Raw genomic sequence first — 20,740 nt, 5'->3', positions numbered from 1 at the left:
TATCAGGCTACACATCCTATAGTCCAAAAGTGGATGGTCCAGATTTTGAACTCATCAAAAAACTCTGTGATGCCGGTGTAGATGTCATTGCAGAAGGAAAAATTCATACACCAGAACAAGCCAAACAAATCCTTGAATACGGAGTGCGAGGCATCGTTGTTGGTGGCGCTATTACTAGACCAAAAGAGATTACAGAACGCTTCGTAGCAGGATTGAAATAGCATGCTAGAGAAGAGGTGTAATGTGAAAATTGATGTTATAAATCATATAGAGTCACCAGGACTAGCTGGGATGATTTGTAGATGGATTAACAATAGAATTTTAGTATATGGGGGTAGTTATTTCCCAAATAACGATCCGTTAAAGAGTCCAAAAGTCCAATCTAATAAAATTAGAGTTTATGATGAGAAATTTAATCTTCTATATGAACAAGATGGAAAAATTTCTCCAGATAAAGGAATTACGATTGAAGTTGAAAATGAAATCTTTTATATTCTAGGTTCAAGTATTTATCGTATTACAATTGGTGAAAGTGTAGAAGAAATCTGTCTCGGGGATTTTGATTTCCAACTAGAGAGTGGTTATGGTTGTTATTTTGATGGCCACTTATTCTTTGGATTTCAGGAAAGTTATCTGTTCAATATTGAGACTCGAGAGCTTTTAAAAAAATCCGACTTCCCAGTTTCTGGTAGAGGTCAAGGTTTATCAGTCAAATATCAAAATGAATTGTATTATTTAGGTGGAGCGAACATTAAAGCTTATTTAGATGGATACAAGTATATTTTTAAAAAAGATAAGTGGGAAAAACTTGAGTTCGGATTACCAAGTTCAGTTCTAGGAGCATCAAGTATACAAATAAATGAAAACGTTTTATTGATGCTTGGTGGCTTTAATGAAATTGTTTATAATAAAGCAGTTATTGATTTAGCAGCCCCTGGCTATAGGGAAGAATACTTTTCTAAAGGAAGAGATTTCTTTAATTGGAATCGCAGCTTGCGAATACTAGATTTAGAGACAGGTAAGGTCAAGATTGTTGCAAACGATGAGCGTTTTGCTCTTTGTGGGGCAGGTTTTCTAAAAGCTGACAATGGATATTACGTTGTTAGTGGGGAATGTAGCCCAGGAAGACGCACTTCTGATATACTTTTGTTAGAGGAGGAAAAATAACGAAGAGTTTAAATTTTTAATTTCTGCAATGCTTACTTAATCACAATAAATAATTACTTAATACAAATAAAGGAGAAATCTAATGAAAGATTTAACTAAATACAAAGGCGTTATCCCTGCATTTTATGCTTGCTATGAAGAAAATGGTGAAATTAGCCAAGAACGTGTAAAATCTCTGGTGCAATATTTCATTGACAAAGGTGTAAAAGGTATCTATGTAAATGGTTCTTCAGGTGAATGTATTTACCAAAGTGTAGAAGACCGTAAACAAATTATTGAAGCTGTTATGGAAGTTGCTAAAGGTAAATTAACAGTTATTAACCATGTTGCATGTAATAATACGAAAGATAGTATTGAATTGGCAAAACATTCAGAAAGTGTTGGAGTCGATGCTATTGCAGCTATCCCACCTATTTACTTCAAATTGCCAGAATATTCAATCGCAGAATATTGGAATGCAATGAGTGAAGCTGCGCCAAATACAGATTTTATCATTTATAATATTCCACAATTGGCAGGGGTTGCGTTGACTGGTAGTTTGTATGCAACAATGCGTCAAAATCCTCGTGTGATTGGAGTTAAAAATTCTTCTATGCCTGTACAAGATATTCAAATGTTTGTAGCTGCAGGTGGAGAAGATTACATTGTATTCAATGGTCCAGATGAACAATATCTTGGTGGTCGCTTGATGGGAGCAGAAGCTGGTATTGGTGGTACTTATGGCGTTATGCCAGATTTGTTCTTGAAATTGGAAAGTTTGATTCAAGAACGAGATTTAGATACTGCTAAAAAACTTCAATATGCTATCAATGAAGTTATCTATAAGATGATATCAGGTAAGGCAAATATGTATGCTGTAGCAAAAGAGGTTTTGCGTCTAAATGAAAAACTTGATTTAGGTTCCGTTCGTCAACCCTTAGAAGCATTGGCAGAAGGTGACTTGGAAGTTGCAAAACAAGCAGCCGAACTTATTCAACAAGCACGAAAAGAATTTTTATAGTACCTAAATAAAATCAATATGGAGATATGTTATGGGCACAACAGGATTTACAATAATTGACTTAATTATCTTGATTGTTTATTTACTTGCGGTGTTGGTTGCAGGTATCTATTTCTCTAAAAAAGAGATGAAAGGAAAAGAGTTCTTTAAAGGAGATGGTTCGGTTCCTTGGTATGTTACTTCGGTATCCATTTTTGCCACAATGCTCAGTCCGGTTTCCTTCTTGGGACTCGCTGGTAACTCTTATGCAGGTAGCTGGATTTTATGGTTTGCTCAATTAGGGATGGTTGTAGCTATTCCACTGACAATTCGTTTTATCTTACCTATTTTTGCACGGATAGACATCGATACGGCATATGATTACTTGGATAAACGCTTTAATTCTAAAGCACTTCGTATTATTTCAGCACTCTTGTTTATTATTTATCAATTGGGACGTATGTCTATCATTATGTACCTCCCATCAGCTGGTTTATCAGTATTGACAGGAATTGACATCAATATTTTGATTACTTTGATGGGTGCAATTGCAATTGTTTATTCTTATACTGGTGGTCTAAAATCCGTATTATGGACAGACTTTATTCAAGGTGTGGTTCTGATTAGTGGTGTCGTTGTAGCTTTATTTGTACTGATGGCTAATATTAAAGGTGGCTTTGGTGCAGTAGCAGAAACATTAGCAAACGGGAAATTCCTTGCTGCAAATGAAAAACTTTTCGATCCTAACTTGCTTTCAAACTCCATCTTCTTAATTGTGATGGGTTCAGGCTTTACAATCTTGTCTTCCTATGCTTCATCTCAAGATTTGGTTCAACGTTTTACTACAACACAAAATATTAAGAAACTTAATAAAATGTTGTTCACAAATGGTGTCTTGTCACTTGCAATTGCAACAGTCTTTTACTTAATCGGTACAGGCTTGTACGTATTCTATCAAGTACAAAATGCAGGTAGTGCAGCTAGCAATATCCCTCAAGACCAAATCTTTATGTACTTTATTGCATACCAGTTACCAGTAGGTGTCACAGGTTTGATCTTGGCAGCGATTTATGCAGCAGCTCAATCAACTGTTTCAACAGGTTTGAACTCTGTTGCAACTTCATGGACATTGGATATTCAAGATGTCATTTCTAAAAATATGTCAGAGGATCGTCGTACGAAAATTGCACAATTCGTATCTCTAGCAGTAGGTTTATTCTCAATTGTTGTTTCCATTATCATGGCTCATTCAGATATTAAATCTGCATACGAATGGTTCAATAGTTTCATGGGACTTGTACTTGGTCTACTTGGTGGTGTATTTATTCTTGGTTTTGTTTCTAAAAAAGCAAATAAACAAGGTGCTTATGCAGCGCTGATTGTATCAACTATCGTCATGGTATTTATTAAATACTTCCTTCCTCCAACAGCTGTTAGCTACTGGGCATATTCATTGATTTCAATCTCTGTATCAGTAGTTTCAGGTTATATTGTATCTGTTCTTACTGGAAATAAAGTATCTGCACCTAAATATACAACGATTCATGATATTCCAGAAATTAAAGCGGATTCAAGTTGGGAAGTTCGTCACTAATAGAAAAGAGAAAATAATATGATTATTTCTGAACAATCTGATTTTAGACGATATGCTTCTGTCAATAAACATTTTTCAAAAGTCTGTGATTTTTTAGAAAATACAAATTTGACAGATTTAGTTGATGGAAAATTGATATTGACGGGGAAATGTTTTTGCAAATTGTATGATTTATCTAGCTGATGGAGTTCCAGGAGATATTTTTGAAACTCATAAGAAATCTTTAGATATTCATATTGTTGTTGAAAATACTGAAAAAATGGCAGTAACTTCCCCAGTTCGTGCCCAGTCACGTGTACCTTTTAGCGAAGAAAAGGATATTGCTTTTTACGATAGCAAAGACTATCAAATTGTTGAATTGCTTCCAGGGAATATGTTGGTGACTTTTGAAGAAGATCTTCACCAACCAAAGATTCATTGCAATGATGAGCCTGTTAAAAAACTTGTTATCAAAGTTTTAAACGAGGAAAAATAAAATGAAAAAAATATTAAACAATATGTAACCTTAGGTACTGTAGTGGTATTATCAGCATTTGTTGCTAACTCAGTTGCAGCTTAGGAGACTGAAACTTCTGAAGTATCAACACCAGAGTTGGTGCAACTTGTTGCACCAACGACTCCGATTTCGGAAGTACACCTAAATCGGGTAACTCTTCGGAAGTTACTGTACAACCTCGAACAGTCGAAACTACTGTTAAGGATCCATCTTCTGCAACGGAAGAAACTCCTGTCTTAGAAAAAAATAATGTTACTTTAACAGGGGGAGGAGAAAATGTTACTAATGAGTTAAAGGATAAATTTACTAGCGGTGACTTTGCTGTAGTGATTAAGTACAATTAGTCTAGTGAGAAAGGCTTACAAGCTCTGTTTGGAATATCTAATTCTAAACCCGGTCAACAAAATAGTTATGTAGATGTGTTCCTTAGAGACAATGGTGAATTGGGGATGGAAGCGCGTGATACTTCTTCCAATAAAAATCACCTAGTATCCAGACCTGCTTCAGTTTGGGGTAAGTACAAACAAGAAGCTGTGACTAACACTGTTGCAGTAGTAGCAGATTTAGTCAAAAAAACATATTCTTTATATGCAAATGGCACAAAAGTAGTAGAAAAGAAAGTGGATAACTTCTTAAACATAAAGGATATTAAAGGCATTGATTACTATATGCTTGGGGGAGTGAAACGTGCAGGAAAAACGGCGTTTGGTTTTAACGGAACACTAGAAAATATCAAATTCTTTAATAGTGCATTGGATGAAGAAACTGTTAAAAAGATGACAACAAACGTTGTTACTGGACATTTAATTTATACGGCTAATGATACAACAGGTTCTAACTATTTCCGTATTCCAGTTCTGTATACTTTTAGCAATGGTCGGGTATTTTCAAGCATTGACGCTCGTTACGGCGGAACTCATGATTTTTTGAATAAAATTAATATTGCTACAAGTTATAGTGATGATAATGGTAAGACATGGACTAAACCAAAATTAACATTGGCATTCGATGATTTTGCGCCAGTACCATTAGAATGGCCTCGTGATGTTGGTGGACGTGACTTACAAATCAGCGGTGGTGCAACCTATATTGACTCTGTTATTGTTGAAAAAAATAATAAACAAGTACTCATGTTTGCTGATGTTATGCCTGCTGGAGTAAGTTTTAGAGAAGCTACTAGAAAAGATTCAGGTTATAAACAAATTGATGGTAATTATTATCTTAAATTAAAGAAACAAGGTGATACTGATTATAATTATACTATTCGTGAGAATGGTACTGTATACGACGATCGTACCAACAGACCAACTGAATTTTCAGTAGATAAAAATTTCGGTATTAAACAAAATGGTAATTATTTGACGGTAGAGCAATATTCGGTTTCATTTGAAAATAATAAAAAGACTGAATATCGTAATGGGACTAAAGTCCATATGAATATCTTCTACAAAGATGCATTATTCAAAGTAGTGCCAACGAACTATATTGCATATATTTCTAGCAATGATCATGGCGAATCTTGGTCTGCACCAACTTTATTACCTCCTATAATGGGACTTAATCGGAATGCGCCTTATTTGGGTCCTGGACGTGGAATCATTGAAAGCTCAACTGGACGAATTCTTATTCCGTCTTACACTGGTAAAGAGTCTGCATTCATTTATAGTGACGATAATGGAGCGTCTTGGAAAGTTAAAGTTGTGCCACTTCCTTCTAGTTGGTCAGCAGAAGCACAATTTGTAGAATTGAGTCCAGGAGTAATTCAAGCATACATGCGTACAAATAATGGTAAAATTGCATATTTAACAAGTAAAGACGCAGGTACTACTTGGAGTGCGCCGGAATATTTGAAATTTGTTTCAAATCCAAGTTATGGAACACAATTATCAATCATCAATTATAGTCAATTGATTGATGGTAAAAAGGCTGTCATTTTAAGTACTCCAAACTCCACAAATGGTCGTAAACACGGACAAATTTCGATTGGTCTAATTAATGATGATAATACAATTGATTGGCGTTATCATCACGATGTTGATTATAGTAACTATGGATACTCATATTCAACATTGACAGAGTTACCAAATCATGAAATTGGATTGATGTTTGAAAAATTTGATTCATGGTCTCGTAATGAACTTCATATGAAAAATGTTGTACCATATATAACATTTAAGATTGAAGATTTGAAAAAGAATTAAAGCTGAAATTTAAATATATTGAAAGAGGATAAAAATTATGGTAAATTACGGTATTGTTGGAGCTGGATATTTTGGAGCTGATTTGGCTCGCTCAATGAACAAAATTGAAGATGCAAAAGTGGTTGCGGTATTTGACCCAAATCATGGAGAAGAAGTTGCTCAAGAGTTGGGATCTGATGTTTGTGCAAGTTTAGATGAACTTGTAGCACGTGAAGATATTGATTGTGTGATCGTAGCTTCACCTAGCTACCTTCACCGTGAACCTGTTGTGAAAGCTGCTCAACATGGCAAACACGTATTTTGTGAAAAGCCGATTGCATTGTCTTATGAAGATTGTAAAGCCATGGTTGACGCATGTAAAGAAAATAATGTTATCTTTATGGCTGGTCACATCATGAACTTCTTTAATGGTGTACACCATGCTAAAGAATTGATTACTCAAGGTAAAATCGGTAAAGTTCTTTATTGTCATGCCGCTCGTACAGGTTGGGAAGAACAACAACCAACTGTATCATGGAAGAAACTTCGTTCTCAATCTGGAGGACATTTGTACCACCATATTCATGAATTAGATTGCATTCAGTTCATCATGGGAGGACTTCCTGAAAAAGCGACAATGGTAGGAGGTAATGTATATCATAAAGGTGAAAACTTTGGTGATGAAGATGATATGCTCATTGTAAACCTAGAATACTCTGATGATCGTTATGCTGTTTTGGAATATGGTAATGCTTTCCGTTGGGGTGAACACTACGTCTTGATTCAAGGAACTGAAGGAGCTATCAAACTTGACTTATTCAATACTGGAGGTACTCTTCGTGTTAAAGGTGAAGGAGAATCACACTTCTTAGTACATGAAACTCAAGAGGAAGATGATGACCGTACAGCTATCTATACCGGTCGTGGTATGGATGGAGCAATTGCGTACGGTAAACCAGGAGTACGTTGCCCATTATGGTTACAAACATGTATTGATAAAGAAATGGAATATCTACATGACATCATTAAAGGTGGAGAAATTACAGAAGAATATGAAAAACTTCTCAATGGTGTAGCTGCTTTAGAATCAATCGCTACCGCTGATGCATGTACTTTATCAGTTAAAGAAGATCGAAAAGTAAGTCTTTCAGAAATCACAAATGCTTAACTATTGTCAAACAGAATAGTAAATTCTTGTCATTATATAATTTCTAAAGTTCTGTGATACAACTCATTGAATAAAGAAATAGAGATGGGACTGGGATAATGCCCAGTCCCATTTTTTATCAAAAAGTAATGAGATCAAAAATGTGGGAGTGATGAAATGAAGATTATAGGGATCGATATTGGCGGAACAACAATTAAGGCAGATTTATACGACGATTTTGGTACGAGTTTAAATCAGTTCAAAGAGATAGAAACAATTATTGACTATGATTTGGGAACGAACCAGATATTAAATCAGGTCTGTGATTTAATTGGTGAGTATATTTTAAATTATTCTATTGATGGTGTTGGTATTTCCACTGCTGGAGTTGTTAATGCTAATACAGGAGAAATCATCTATGCAGGCTATACAATACCAGGGTATATCGGAGTAAACTTTACTTCCGAAATAGAAAAACGTTTTGGGTTGTCTACTTTTGTTGAAAATGATGTTAATTGTGCTGCATTAGGTGAATTGTGGAAGGGACAAGCCAAAGATAAGAAAAATGTAGTAATGGTTACTATTGGAACAGGTATAGGAGGCAGTATTATTGTCAATGGACAAATTGTTAACGGATTTAACTATACTGCTGGTGAAGTAGGCTATATTCCTGTAGGTAATTCGGATTGGCAAAGCAAAGCCTCAACAACCGCATTGATTCATTTATATCAAAAGAAGAGCTTGAAAACTAATCAAACTGGACGTACTTTCTTTACTGATTTAAGTTCTGGAGATAAAATCGCTAAAGAAACTTTTGAAATTTTTGTAGAAAATCTAACAAAAGGTTTATTAACTATTTCTTATCTACTTAATCCAGAAATTCTCATATTAGGAGGTGGGATTCTGGCTAAAAAGGATATTTTGTTACCTGAAATTCAAAGTTCTTTAGCTAAAAATGTAATGGATAATAGGTTTTTGCCTAATAATGTTGTGGCAGCTACATTAGGAAATGAAGCTGGTCGTATAGGAGCTGTAAAAAATTTCTTAGATAGAATTTCTAATAAATAGTGTGAAAGATAAGGAGGTGTCACAATGACTAACTCTGTATTTTCGACAATGCAAGATATTGAGAATGTTGCAACCGATATTATAAAATCATATGATAATGAGATTTATACGTATAAAGCTGTCTCCCAAGAAGAATTGGAAGAACTAGAAAAAAGGTATGATGAAAAAAGTCACGAAGAATTAATTTCAATAGAAAGCAATTTAGAAATGCAACAACAGAACCTCATTGATGAGGTTAATAAAACAATCAAGGAAAATGATGCAAAGATTCAGTATATTTCATCAAGTAGGAGAGGAGAATTTGTAGAAAAAATTATTGGTAGGGTGGTAGAAAAATATGGCTATTAGTCAGATGAAAAGGATTTCTCTACTATTTACTAAGAGTAGTCTTGATGATGTTTTAAAAACTATTCAAGAACTAGAGTCAGTGCAGTTCCGTGATTTAAAGGTTCAGGATAACTGGTCAGAAGCTCTAGAAAAAGATGAGGTTGTATTTCCAACTATTCAAATTTCTCATACTTCTAATTCCAATCATGGGGTTATTGAAGGAAATGATGCCTTGACTTATTTGATGAATAAACAACAACATTTGGAAGCAACTGTAGAGAAATTACAAGAATACCTACCGAAAGAAAACACGTTTAAGTTATTACAGCATCCTCCGATAACAACCTCTTATGAAGAATTAGAAAAATTTGGTAAAGCTAATGTTGCTGAGGGTGTTCTTAAAAAAGTGAATCATCAAATAAACAGAGTTCATGAATTAGAAAGAAACATTCAAAGTAATAATGAGGAAATAGAGAGATTAATAAAGTGGGAAAAATTAGAAATTATTCCTGCGCATTTAGAACAATTCTCTTTCTGTAGAGGAAAAGTTGGAACAATTCCAAGGACTGTAGATAATCGCTTATACAATAATTTTTTAGAAAACAATATTGAAGTTCAAGAAATATTTTCTAATGATAGAGAGTACGGTGTTGTTGTTTTCTATCAGTCCAGTTGCTCTATTGATTTTGATGAATACTTATTTGAACCATTTGATTATTCTAGAAAGGAATTACCGAAGCAGCGAGTAGTAGATTTGGATCAAGAAAACATGCAGTTAATAACTGAAAAAGAGAATATTATCGCATCGTTGCAAGATTCAAAGAAAAATTTGATAGATTTACAATGGCAAATTGACTATATTTTATCTATCTATGCTCGTCAAATCTCTAAGAATAACCTTTTGAGCACTCCGCATCTAGTTGCATTAGAAGGATGGATAGAAGAAACTCGTATTTTATATTTTATAAAAGTTATGGATGAGCGTTTTGGACATTCTATTTATATTTATGAATCGGAAACATTGTCGGATAATCAAGATGAAATACCTATCAAATTAACGAATCACTCTTTAATTGAACCATTTGAATTATTGACAGAAATGTATGCTCTGCCCAAATATTATGAGAAAGATCCTACACCTGTATTAGCACCATTTTACTTTACATTTTTTGGAATGATGGTTGCTGATTTAGGCTATGGTTTACTATTGTTTTTAGGAACAATGTTAGCATTAAAAATTTTTCATCTACCTTCAGTAACTAAGAGATTTTTAAAATTCTTTAATATATTAGGGGTAGCCGTTGCAATTTGGGGTGGAATCTATGGCTCATTTTTTGGATATGAGTTGCCATTTCATCTGATATCTACAACCTCGGATGTCATGACTATATTAGTAGTGTCAGTTGTGTTTGGATTTATTACAGTATTTGTAGGTTTGTTAGCTTCAGGACTACAAAAAGTAAGAATGAAGAAATATGCAGAAGCATATAATTCAGGATTTGCGTGGTGTGTTATTCTGCTTGGCTTGTTATTTATTGCTGTCGGAATGTTGATGCCTGATATTAGACCGTTATTTGTATTAGGGAAATGGGTATCTATTCTTAATGCTGTGGGGATTTTGATTGTTTCTATTATTCAAGCCAAAAGCTTGTCAGGTATTGGATCAGGATTGTTTAATCTATATAACATTTCATCTTATATAGGTGATTTAGTTAGTTTCACTCGATTGATGGCATTAGGATTATCTGGAGCAAGTATAGCATCAGCTTTCAATTTAATTGTTGGTTTGTTTCCGGGGACATTGGCTAAACTGACAATTGGATTAGTATTATTCATTCTTTTACATGCGATCAATATTTTTCTATCGTTACTATCAGGATATGTTCATGGAGCACGTCTGATATTTGTTGAATTTTTTGGTAAGTTTTATGAGGGTGGAGGAAAACCATTTCAACCTTTGAAGGCTTCTGAGAAATATATTAAGGTTATTACAAAGAATTAATGGAGGATATATATAATGGAACATTTAGCAACTTATTTTTCAACCTATGGAGGAGCTTTCTTCGCTGCATTGGGAATTGTATTGGCGGTTGGATTAAGCGGTATGGGGTCTGCTTATGGAGTTGGTAAGGCTGGGCAATCTGCCGCAGCTTTACTGAAAGAACAGCCAGAAAAATTTGCCTCAGCTTTGATATTGCAACTACTGCCCGGAACACAAGGATTATATGGTTTTGTTATTGGAATTTTGATTTGGTTGCAATTAACTCCAGAACTTCCTTTGGAAAAAGGCGTTGCTTATTTCTTTGTAGCTCTTCCAATTGCTATTGTAGGATACTTTTCGGCTAAGCATCAAGGAAATGTAGCAGTAGCGGGAATGCAAATCTTGGCTAAAAGACCAAAAGAATTCATGAAGGGAGCAATTTTGGCTGCCATGGTAGAAACCTATGCAATTCTTGCCTTTGTCGTATCATTCATTTTGACCCTTCGTGTATAAGAAATTAATTTGCTATTCAAAGGAGGTGTCTAAATGAGCAATTTAGAAAACTTACGAGAGTCTGTTATTGAACAAGCTCATGAAAAAGGGCGTATGAAATTATTGGATTCCAAAAAGAAGATTGATGATGAATTTGAAATGCAAAAGTCGGTCATTGTAAAGAAAAAAGAAGCTGAACATGAACGAAAGTTAAAAGAATTACAACAGAAATATCAAATAATTTTTCAACAATTAAAAAATAAGGAACGCCAATCAACGTTAGTATCAAAACAGAAAATATTAAAAGAACTTTTTCAATCTGCTTTAATAGAAATGGAATCTTGGAGTGCAGATAAAGAAATGGAGTTCATCTATCGAATTCTGGAACGATATTCACAACAAGAGGTCATAGTAACTTTTGGGGAGCGGACTTTAGCTAAATTCAATTTGGAACAATTAGAGAAATTGAAATTCTCTTTTCCAAATCATTTATTTAGTGAACAGCCTATCTCAAATGAATCAGGCTTACTTATTTCAATAGGTAAAATTGATGATAACTATTTGTATAAAACATTAATTGGATCGATTTCTAAGGAAGAAAGTTCAAGTATCGCAAATCAAATTTTTATCAATTAAGGATGAAATTGGTTAATCCTTCTTAGAAATTTGGAGTATTCCAATATAATTAGAAAGGTATTTTATGGATACTAATCTTTTTTCAAAAATAAATACGACGATTTCGGTAAAAGAAAACGATTTTATTACAGAAGAAAAATTTCAAAAAATTATACAATCCAAAGATACGGAGACATTGGCATTTATCTTAGAAGCAACTCCCTATCATTTATCGATTGACGTTTTAGAAAATCCTAGTCAGACAGAGACTTCGCTAATGACAAAATTAGTCAATGATTATAGATGGGCCTATGCTGAAAGTCCGTCTGATAAAATTGTGACTTTATTTGCTTTACGATATGTTTATCATAATATCAAAGTTTTATTAAAATCTAAGGCGGCAATGAAGAAAGATTTTTCTAAATTATTAATTCCAATAGGGATTTTTGATATAGAAAGTTTAAAACATTTAGTTTCTTCCTTACATTCAGATACACTTCCTGATTTTATGGTTCATGAAGTAGAATCAATTTGGAATGAGTATGAAACTTTTAATAATATTCGTGTACTTGATGTCGGAGCTGATCTAGCATATTTTAAACATCTGAAACTTTTATCTAATGAGTTAGGTGAGGTGCTGTCTCAGGTTATTGTTGCAATGATTGACTTTTATAATATTATTACTGTAAAACGTGGTTTATCTCAAAATAAGAGTCATGGGGATATTTTACAATTACTTTCAGATGAAGGAAGTATTTCTGCTAAAGAATTTATATACATTGTAGAAAATCAAGAAATATTTGTGTGGTTCAATAAAATAAATCCAAGCTTAGATTCAATCTTTTCAACTTACGAATTGAAGATGCAGGACGCAACAATTTCATCTTCTGAGTTAGAATTTTTATGTGATTTACTATTGTATAAAACTTTAGATCAAGGAAGGTATAATGTAGATGGGCCGTTAGTTCTTGCTAGATATTTATTGGGATGTGAGTTTGAAGTAAAGAATCTTAGAATGATCATATCAGCTCTTCAAAATACAATTCCTTTTGAATCAATAAAAGAAAGGATACGCCCGCATTATGGAAGCTAATAAGTATAAAATTGGCATAATTGGTAGCCATGATATTATTTTACCCTTTAGCATGATTGGGTTTGATATATTTCCTGCCTATCAAGAACAAGAAGCTATAAATACTCTAAGAAAATTAGCTCAATCTGATTATGGTGTCATTTATATCACTGAAGACATTGCTTCAATGATATTAGATACAATTCGCCATTATGATTCTCAAGTTGTGCCTGCTATTATTTTATTACCGACTCATAAACAAGGTTTAAATTTAGGATTAAAACGTATAGAGGATAATGTAGAGAAAGCAGTAGGACACAATATTTTATAATAATGTACAAAATTGTCTGTAATATTATTCTATAATTTTTGGACTTAGTAAGGAGAATAACTTTGACTCAAGGGAAGATTATAAAAGTATCGGGACCTCTAGTTATTGCATCAGGTATGCAGGAGGCTAATATTCAAGATATTTGCCGTGTAGGTAAGCTAGGGTTAATCGGTGAAATTATTGAAATGAGAAGAGATCAGGCATCTATCCAAGTCTATGAAGAAACATCTGGTCTTGGTCCGGGAGAACCTGTTGTTACAACTGGAGAACCTCTATCGGTTGAATTAGGTCCAGGATTGATTTCTCAAATGTTTGATGGCATACAACGCCCATTAGATCGATTTAAATTGGCTACTCATAATGATTTTCTAGTTCGTGGGGTAGAAGTTCCAAGTTTGGATAGAGATATTAAGTGGCATTTTGATTCCACTATAACAATTGGTCAAAAAGTGAGTACGGGTGATATTCTTGGAACTGTCAAGGAAACCGAGGTAGTTAATCATAAAATTATGGTTCCTTATGGAGTATCTGGAGAAGTCGTTTCTATTGCATCTGGCGATTTTACAATTGATGAAGTTGTATATGAAATAAAAAAATTGGACGGTAGTTTCTATAAAGGAACGCTTATGCAAAAATGGCCTGTCCGCAAGGCGCGTCCTGTTTCTAAACGTTTAATTCCAGAAGAACCATTAATCACAGGTCAACGAGTTATTGATACATTCTTTCCAGTAACCAAAGGGGGAGCTGCAGCAGTTCCTGGACCGTTTGGAGCAGGAAAGACAGTTGTACAACACCAAGTAGCTAAATTTGCCAATGTTGATATTGTTATTTATGTCGGTTGTGGAGAACGTGGAAATGAAATGACGGATGTACTGAATGAGTTTCCTGAGTTGATTGACCCTAGTACCGGACAATCAATTATGCAACGGACAGTTCTGATTGCTAATACTTCAAATATGCCTGTTGCTGCTCGTGAGGCTTCAATTTATACAGGAATTACCATGGCTGAGTATTTTCGTGATATGGGCTACTCTGTAGCCATTATGGCTGATTCAACTTCACGTTGGGCAGAAGCGCTACGTGAAATGTCAGGACGTCTAGAAGAAATGCCTGGTGATGAGGGTTATCCTGCTTATCTGGGAAGTCGTATCGCTGAATATTATGAAAGAGCAGGACGTTCTCAGGTTCTAGGGCTTCCAGAACGTGAAGGAACGATTACTGCTATTGGAGCTGTATCGCCACCTGGTGGAGATATTTCAGAACCAGTTACTCAAAACACTTTACGGATTGTGAAAGTTTTTTGGGGGCTTGATGCTCCGTTGGCACAGCGACGTCATTTTCCTGCAATTAACTGGCTTACATCTTATTCACTATATAAAGACAGTGTGGGCACTTATATAGATGGTAAAGAGAAGACAGATTGGAATAGTAAAATAACTCGTGCGATGAACTACTTACAACGGGAATCTAGTTTAGAGGAAATTGTTCGTCTTGTTGGAATTGATTCTCTGTCTGATAATGAACGACTAACGATGGAAATTGCTAAACAAATTCGAGAAGATTATTTGCAACAGAACGCTTTTGATTCGGTAGATACATTCACTTCGTTTGCAAAACAAGAAGCAATGCTAAGTAATATCCTAACTTTTGCTGATCAGGCAAATCATGCTTTAGAGTTGGGTTCTTACTTTACAGAGATTATGGAAGGTACCGTGGCAGTTCGAGACCGTATGGCGAGAAGTAAATATGTTTCAGAAGATAGATTAGATGAAATCAAAATTATATCAAATGAGATTACACATCAAATTCATTTGATATTAGAAACAGGAGGTCTATAAATGAGTGTTATAAAAGAATACAGAACTGCTAGTGAAGTTGTTGGGCCTCTTATGATTGTTGAACAAGTAAATAATGTGTCTTACAATGAGTTAGTTGAAATTCAACTTCATAATGGAGAAATTCGTCGTGGACAAGTTTTAGAAATCCACGAAGATAAAGCAATGGTTCAGCTTTTTGAAGGATCTAGTGGAATAAATTTAGAAAAGTCTAAAATTCGTTTTGCTGGTCATGCATTAGAATTGGCTGTATCTGAGGATATGGTTGGTCGTATTTTTAATGGGATGGGAAAACCAATTGATGGTGGACCAGATTTAATTCCAGAGAAATATTTAGATATTGATGGTCAAGCTATTAATCCTGTATCTAGAGATTATCCAGATGAATTTATTCAGACAGGGATCTCCTCTATTGATCATTTGAATACTCTTGTACGTGGTCAAAAATTACCAGTATTTTCAGGTTCGGGCTTACCTCATAATGAATTAGCTGCTCAGATAGCAAGACAAGCGACTGTTTTAAATTCTGATGAAAATTTTGCGGTTGTATTTGCAGCAATGGGTATTACTTTTGAAGAAGCTGAGTTCTTTATGGAAGACCTCAGAAAAACAGGAGCGATCGATCGTTCAGTCTTATTTATGAACTTGGCAAATGATCCTGCAATTGAGCGTATTGCAACTCCCCGCATTGCTTTAACTGCGGCAGAGTATCTAGCTTTTGAAAAAGATATGCATGTTCTAGTTATCATGACGGATATGACTAACTATTGTGAAGCGTTACGTGAAGTCTCGGCAGCTCGCCGTGAAGTTCCAGGTAGACGAGGCTATCCGGGATATTTATATACAAATTTATCAACTCTATACGAAAGGGCTGGTCGCTTAGTTGGTAAAAAAGGTTCAGTGACACAGATTCCTATTTTAACAATGCCAGAAGATGACATAACACATCCAATTCCTGATTTAACTGGATACATTACTGAAGGGCAAATTATTTTGTCGCATGAGTTGTATAATCAAGGTTATCGTCCACCAATCAATGTTTTACCTTCTCTCTCTCGATTAAAAGATAAGGGATCTGGAGAAGGTAAAACTCGTGGAGATCATGCTCCAACTATGAATCAACTGTTTGCAACCTATGCTCAAGGGAAAAAGGTTGAAGAGTTAGCAGTAGTATTAGGAGAGTCGGCTTTATCTGATGTAGATAAATTGTATATGAGGTTTACAAAGCGCTTTGAAGAAGAGTACATCAACCAAGGATTTTATAAAAATCGAAATATAGAAGATACGTTGAATCTTGGGTGGGAATTACTATCAATTCTTCCTAGAACAGAGTTAAAACGTATCAAAGATGATTTGCTTGATAAATACTTACCTTTGGTAGAAGTTTAATCCAGAAATGGAGTGATTATCTATGGTACGTTTGAATGTAAAACCAACTCGTATGGAATTGAATAACTTAAAGGAACGTTTGAAAACAGCTGAACGTGGACATAAGTTATTAAAGGATAAAAGAGATGAATTGATGAGGCGATTTATTTCTTTGATTCGTGAGAATAATCAACTTCGGAAAGAAGTAGAAAGTTATCTAATTGATAATCTAAAATCCTTTGCAGTTGCTAAATCATTAAAGAATTCTCAAATGGTGGAGGAATTATTTTCAATTCCATCGAAAGAAATTGAATTATTTGTTGAGAAAGAAAATATCATGAGTGTAATAGTTCCTAGAATGTATATGAATATTACTTCTCAAAATGAGAACAGTGAATACAGCTATTTATCTTCTAATAGTGAAATGGATGATGTATTTGCTACAATGAATTGTTTAATTGATAAATTACTAAGACTGGCAGAAGTTGAAAAAACGTGTCAGTTAATGGCTGATGAAATAGAAAAAACACGTAGACGTGTAAATGGTTTAGAATATTCGATTATTCCAAACTTGTCAGAAACTATTCATTATATAGAATTGAAACTAGAGGAGGCAGAAAGAGCCAATTTAGTTCGGATTATGAAAGTGAAGTAGATCCTTTATTTAGATTATTAATTAGATGAACAAATATCAGCTTGGATAAGGCGCTAAGTCTTTCTAAGCCGTTTTTTAGTAATTCAATTCCTTTTTTTCAGTATGATAGTGGTATTATTTTAAGATACTTGAATTCTAACAATAATAACTTGAATTTTCAATATATAGTTCAACTTTTAATAGCATTTGTTATTATTTATTTCCCTTTGAGTCAACTATTACAGTTTTTGACACCTAATATTATTGTTCGTAGTATAGGAGGGGTGGTTGTTTCTATACTGCTTTCTATATTATATGAGAGGAAGGACGAAATATGTTCTACGTAAATAGTTATGTTTTTGCTTATAAAAAAGAAGGTATAATGTATTTGCGTGGTCGGAGTATGCGGGAAATAGCTATAGAACCTCAAATTTCGCAAGAATTTATCAACGATCTATTTAATAGTTGTAAGGAACTATTAGAGATAGAAGAAGTATTAGGCAGTAAACTAACATTTGAACTATAAATGAACAAATTTTAGTTTCGGATGAGATAGATATTGATAGGAGATATTCTAGAACTAAAGGTTACTGTTCGTTATTTTATAATGAAGAGTATAATAAAATACAGAATAAAACAGTATTAGTATTAGGAGCAGGAGCCTTAGGATGTTATATATATCTAAGTCTAAGTATGTATGGAGTGAGGAAACTTATTGTCGCTGATTACGATATAATAGAACCATCAAATTTAAATAGGCAAATTCTTTATACAGAGTCGGATGTTGGTAAGGAGAAGATTAATGTTCTTTCTGAAAAAATACACAAGTATAATTCAGATGTTCAGGTAGTACCTATTTCTATTAAAGTTTCTTCAGTAGAAGAATGAGAAAACATTGTTGCGGAATATGGGAGTATAGATTTTATCGTTAAAGCAATTGATACGCCCATTGATATTATAAAAATTGTCAATCAATTTGCTGTATCGCATAAGATATCCTACATATCAGGAGGGTTTAATGGATGCTATCTTATTATTGATAATATATATATCCCTACCATCGGTTCTTGCTTTGGTTGTCGGAATATAAACAAAGATATAAATAAGTACACTTTATCTGATAAGACAAAGTGGCCGACTACACCAGAGATGCCTGCTATTTTGGGAGGGATAATGACTAATTTAATAATTAAAATATTTCTGGGATGTTATAATGAAATCCTAATAGATAACGCTTACGTTTATAATATGAGAAATCATGCTCTAAGTCAAGAAAAATATGTTCTGGAAAACGGAGAATGTCCAATTTGTAAAAAAATAATAAAGTGAAAGATAACAATATTAGAGCGAAAACATTTATTCGTTCAGTTTGTTTTTGCTTATTATCAGGAGGAGTAGCTTTTTTATCTGCTATTGGGCAGTTCACTGTTATAGAAACACAATTAATAGTATTGTTCTTGGGTATTATTTTTGCCATCATTGGAAAATATAGTATGGCTTTTTTCATCGTTTGAGATTTTATTTTTGCTTGTTAATTTTAGAACATTTATTCAGTTACCAGTGGATATTTTTATTGGTATGATAATATTTTTAATGCTGTGGATATTTATTATGTTAGGTATAGTGTGTCTTAGTTATTATATAACTTTATTATTTAGCAAGGAGGCTTAGTATGTTTAAAAAAATAGGTATAATGAGTATTTGCATATATATAATTATTTTATACTGCTTGAGAATGTATCGTATTATCAATAATATTGAAACAATCTTGCTAACGGTTATATGCTTAATGTTATTGTTTTTTTAAGACGTTTATTTGATAAAGATAAGTAAATAGATGTTAAGTAAAAATGTAGAATATAAAGGAGGTGCAATGAGTATGATTGAAGTTAGCCATTTATCAAAAAGTTTTGGTGATAAAATAGCTTTAAATAATATAAGCTTCACTGTTAAAGAAGGTTAGATTTTTGGATTTTTAGGACCATCTGGTTCTGGAAAGACCACAACGATTAATATTCTGACTGGGCAGTTCCTTGCCGATAAAGGACAATCTATTATTTTGGGACAAAAATCTCAAAATTTAACAAGCGGTGAATTAAAGAGAATTGGATTGGTTGGCGATACAAGTGGATTTTATGAGAAAATGTCTCTGTATAACAATCTTCTTTTTTATAGTAAATTTTATAATATTAGTAAATCACGTGTTGATAATTTGTTAAAGCGAGTAGGATTATATGATAGTCGCAAGATGGTAGCAGGAAAATTATCCACTGGAATGAGGCAACGAATGCTTTTAGCACGAGCTCTTATCAACAACCCCGCTGTACTCTTTCTGGATGAACCGACCTCAGGTCTAGATCCCACAACTTCTCGAACAATTCATGAGTTAATTTTAGAATTGAAAACAGCAGGGACAACGATTTTTCTAACGACTCATGATATGAATGAAGCAACTCTTTTATGTGATTATGTTGCCTTATTAAATAAAGGGAAATTAGTTGAGCAAGGAGCTCCTTCTGAACTCATTCAAAGATATAATAAAGATAAAAAGATTAAGTTTACAGATTATAATGGGAATCAGATAACTTTTGATTTTACATCACTAGAACAGGTATCTCAGGCTGATCTGGAAAATATTTTTTCAATTCATTCATGTGAGCCTACTTTAGAAGATATTTTTATCACATTAACAGAAGGAAAGCTAAATGCTTAAACGGTTTCTGGCTTTGGTATGGTTGCGTTGTCAAATTATCCTTTCCAATAAGAGTATTTTATTGCAAGTTTTAGTGCCTTTTGCTTTCACATATTTTTATAAATATCTTATGGAAACACAGGGGAAGGTCAACGATCAACAGGCATTAGTTCTTTTGATGATGTGTTTACCTTTTTCTTTGGCTTTGGCTGTTGGAAGTCCTATAACTATTATCTTGTCTGAAGAAAAAGAAAAGTACAATTTACAAACTCTTCTGTTGAGTGGTGTTAAAGGCTCCGAATACATTTTATCAACTATGTTTCTTCCTTTTTTGCTAACTTTTGTGATTATGGGAACTACTCCTCTTATTTTAGGAGTTACAATTGTACATACTTTTAATTATATTACAATCGTTCTTCTAACCTCTTTATCCATCATTTTATTCTATTTATTGATAGGTTTAACCGCGAAGAGCCAAGTAGTAGCTCAGGTTATCAGTCTTCCTGCTATGATTTTAGTTGCTTTCTTACCGATGCTATCTGGTTTGGATAAGACAGTTGCGAAGATAACAGATTATAGTTTTATGGGACTGTTTACTAAGTTTTTCACAAAATGGGAGGAATTTTCATGGAATAAAACTCTAATTCCTAATCTAACACTACTTATTTGGATTGTTCTTCTATTAACTTTAATTACGATAACTATTAGGAAAAAGAAAATTTCTTAATTGAGTTATTTTAATGATTATAAACACAAGTGGGA

General features: G+C 33.7%; 16 protein-coding genes and 5 pseudogenes. All 21 read left to right on the top strand.

Annotation, left to right across the window (positions count from 1 at the left end; all coding sequences use genetic code 11):
- Window positions 1–221, top strand: a pseudogene (locus HT709_RS07475) (N-acetylmannosamine-6-phosphate 2-epimerase); the annotation flags it as partial.
- A gap of 22 nt (window positions 222–243) precedes the next feature.
- Window positions 244–1,167 (top strand): cyclically-permuted mutarotase family protein, encoded by a 924-nt coding sequence (locus tag HT709_RS07470; protein ID WP_172921581.1) that lies wholly within the window; start codon window positions 244–246, stop codon window positions 1,165–1,167.
- Between the two features lie 82 nt (window positions 1,168–1,249).
- Window positions 1,250–2,167, top strand: coding sequence for an N-acetylneuraminate lyase (locus HT709_RS07465; RefSeq protein WP_023935714.1), 918 nt, complete (start codon window positions 1,250–1,252; stop codon window positions 2,165–2,167).
- A gap of 31 nt (window positions 2,168–2,198) precedes the next feature.
- Complete coding sequence (locus HT709_RS07460) at window positions 2,199–3,740, top strand: sodium:solute symporter (RefSeq protein ID WP_023935716.1); 1,542 nt, start codon at window positions 2,199–2,201, stop codon at window positions 3,738–3,740.
- Window positions 3,741–3,758: 18 nt separating this feature from the next.
- Window positions 3,759–4,215, top strand: a pseudogene (locus HT709_RS07455) (YhcH/YjgK/YiaL family protein).
- A gap of 389 nt (window positions 4,216–4,604) precedes the next feature.
- Window positions 4,605–6,437 carry an exo-alpha-sialidase gene (locus tag HT709_RS07450; RefSeq protein WP_240152679.1) on the top strand — a complete coding sequence of 611 codons (1,833 nt, stop codon included), beginning with the start codon at window positions 4,605–4,607 and terminating at the stop codon, window positions 6,435–6,437.
- Window positions 6,438–6,474: 37 nt separating this feature from the next.
- The gene (locus HT709_RS07445) at window positions 6,475–7,584 is read left to right on the top strand and encodes a Gfo/Idh/MocA family oxidoreductase (protein ID WP_000248712.1); all 1,110 of its coding nucleotides are present in this window, start codon (window positions 6,475–6,477) and stop codon (window positions 7,582–7,584) included.
- 156 nt (window positions 7,585–7,740) lie between these two features.
- On the top strand, window positions 7,741–8,631 hold the full coding sequence (locus HT709_RS07440; protein ID WP_138705172.1) for an ROK family protein: 891 nt from the start codon (window positions 7,741–7,743) through the stop codon (window positions 8,629–8,631).
- A 24-nt stretch (window positions 8,632–8,655) separates the two neighbouring features.
- Window positions 8,656–8,979: a hypothetical protein gene (locus HT709_RS07435; protein ID WP_125393871.1), complete on the top strand. Its 324-nt coding sequence runs from the start codon at window positions 8,656–8,658 to the stop codon at window positions 8,977–8,979.
- Window positions 8,969–10,960 carry a V-type ATP synthase subunit I gene (locus tag HT709_RS07430; RefSeq protein ID WP_138705171.1) on the top strand — a complete coding sequence of 664 codons (1,992 nt, stop codon included), beginning with the start codon at window positions 8,969–8,971 and terminating at the stop codon, window positions 10,958–10,960. The genes HT709_RS07435 and HT709_RS07430 overlap by 11 nt, the downstream gene beginning before the upstream one ends.
- A 15-nt stretch (window positions 10,961–10,975) precedes the next feature.
- Entirely contained in the window at window positions 10,976–11,452 is a 477-nt protein-coding gene (locus tag HT709_RS07425; protein WP_000400484.1) for a V-type ATP synthase subunit K, read from the top strand.
- 33 nt (window positions 11,453–11,485) lie between these two features.
- Complete coding sequence (locus tag HT709_RS07420) at window positions 11,486–12,067, top strand: hypothetical protein (RefSeq protein WP_049500018.1); 582 nt, start codon at window positions 11,486–11,488, stop codon at window positions 12,065–12,067.
- 64 nt (window positions 12,068–12,131) lie between these two features.
- The gene (locus HT709_RS07415) at window positions 12,132–13,139 is read left to right on the top strand and encodes a V-type ATPase subunit (protein ID WP_138705170.1); all 1,008 of its coding nucleotides are present in this window, start codon (window positions 12,132–12,134) and stop codon (window positions 13,137–13,139) included.
- Complete coding sequence (locus HT709_RS07410; protein ID WP_000387939.1) at window positions 13,129–13,449, top strand: V-type ATP synthase subunit F; 321 nt, start codon at window positions 13,129–13,131, stop codon at window positions 13,447–13,449. The genes HT709_RS07415 and HT709_RS07410 overlap by 11 nt, the downstream gene beginning before the upstream one ends.
- Window positions 13,450–13,511: 62 nt before the next feature.
- Window positions 13,512–15,287 (top strand): V-type ATP synthase subunit A, encoded by a 1,776-nt coding sequence (locus HT709_RS07405; RefSeq protein ID WP_138705169.1) that lies wholly within the window; start codon window positions 13,512–13,514, stop codon window positions 15,285–15,287.
- Entirely contained in the window at window positions 15,288–16,673 is a 1,386-nt protein-coding gene (locus HT709_RS07400; RefSeq protein ID WP_023935738.1) for a V-type ATP synthase subunit B, read from the top strand.
- Window positions 16,674–16,695: 22 nt separating this feature from the next.
- Window positions 16,696–17,307, top strand: a complete 612-nt coding sequence (locus HT709_RS07395) for a V-type ATP synthase subunit D (RefSeq protein ID WP_023935741.1) — start codon at window positions 16,696–16,698, stop codon at window positions 17,305–17,307.
- A gap of 80 nt (window positions 17,308–17,387) precedes the next feature.
- Window positions 17,388–17,637: pseudogene (locus HT709_RS12220) on the top strand (hypothetical protein); the annotation flags it as partial.
- 171 nt (window positions 17,638–17,808) lie between these two features.
- A pseudogene (locus HT709_RS12215) lies at window positions 17,809–18,615 on the top strand (ThiF family adenylyltransferase).
- Window positions 18,616–19,159: 544 nt separating this feature from the next.
- Window positions 19,160–19,999, top strand: a pseudogene (locus tag HT709_RS07385) (ABC transporter ATP-binding protein).
- Window positions 19,992–20,705 carry an ABC transporter permease gene (locus HT709_RS07380; protein ID WP_000919275.1) on the top strand — a complete coding sequence of 238 codons (714 nt, stop codon included), beginning with the start codon at window positions 19,992–19,994 and terminating at the stop codon, window positions 20,703–20,705. Before HT709_RS07385 ends, HT709_RS07380 begins: the two are co-directional and overlap by 8 nt.
- Window positions 20,706–20,740 lie beyond the last annotated feature (35 nt).

The organism is Streptococcus sp. 1343 (assembly GCF_013277355.1).
GTDB classification, from domain to species: domain Bacteria; phylum Bacillota; class Bacilli; order Lactobacillales; family Streptococcaceae; genus Streptococcus; species Streptococcus pseudopneumoniae.
This window is presented reverse-complemented; position numbering and strand designations above follow the sequence as displayed.

Coding starts and splice junctions, on each gene's coding strand:
- HT709_RS07440 (WP_138705172.1), top strand. CDS start 7,741: ATGAAGATTATAGGGATCGATATTGGCGGAACAACAATTAAGGCAGAT.
- HT709_RS07395 (WP_023935741.1), top strand. CDS start 16,696: ATGGTACGTTTGAATGTAAAACCAACTCGTATGGAATTGAATAACTTA.
- HT709_RS07460 (WP_023935716.1), top strand. CDS start 2,199: ATGGGCACAACAGGATTTACAATAATTGACTTAATTATCTTGATTGTT.
- HT709_RS07380 (WP_000919275.1), top strand. CDS start 19,992: ATGCTTAAACGGTTTCTGGCTTTGGTATGGTTGCGTTGTCAAATTATC.
- HT709_RS07435 (WP_125393871.1), top strand. CDS start 8,656: ATGACTAACTCTGTATTTTCGACAATGCAAGATATTGAGAATGTTGCA.
- HT709_RS07420 (WP_049500018.1), top strand. CDS start 11,486: ATGAGCAATTTAGAAAACTTACGAGAGTCTGTTATTGAACAAGCTCAT.
- HT709_RS07415 (WP_138705170.1), top strand. CDS start 12,132: ATGGATACTAATCTTTTTTCAAAAATAAATACGACGATTTCGGTAAAA.
- HT709_RS07465 (WP_023935714.1), top strand. CDS start 1,250: ATGAAAGATTTAACTAAATACAAAGGCGTTATCCCTGCATTTTATGCT.
- HT709_RS07400 (WP_023935738.1), top strand. CDS start 15,288: ATGAGTGTTATAAAAGAATACAGAACTGCTAGTGAAGTTGTTGGGCCT.
- HT709_RS07445 (WP_000248712.1), top strand. CDS start 6,475: ATGGTAAATTACGGTATTGTTGGAGCTGGATATTTTGGAGCTGATTTG.
- HT709_RS07430 (WP_138705171.1), top strand. CDS start 8,969: ATGGCTATTAGTCAGATGAAAAGGATTTCTCTACTATTTACTAAGAGT.
- HT709_RS07425 (WP_000400484.1), top strand. CDS start 10,976: ATGGAACATTTAGCAACTTATTTTTCAACCTATGGAGGAGCTTTCTTC.
- HT709_RS07410 (WP_000387939.1), top strand. CDS start 13,129: ATGGAAGCTAATAAGTATAAAATTGGCATAATTGGTAGCCATGATATT.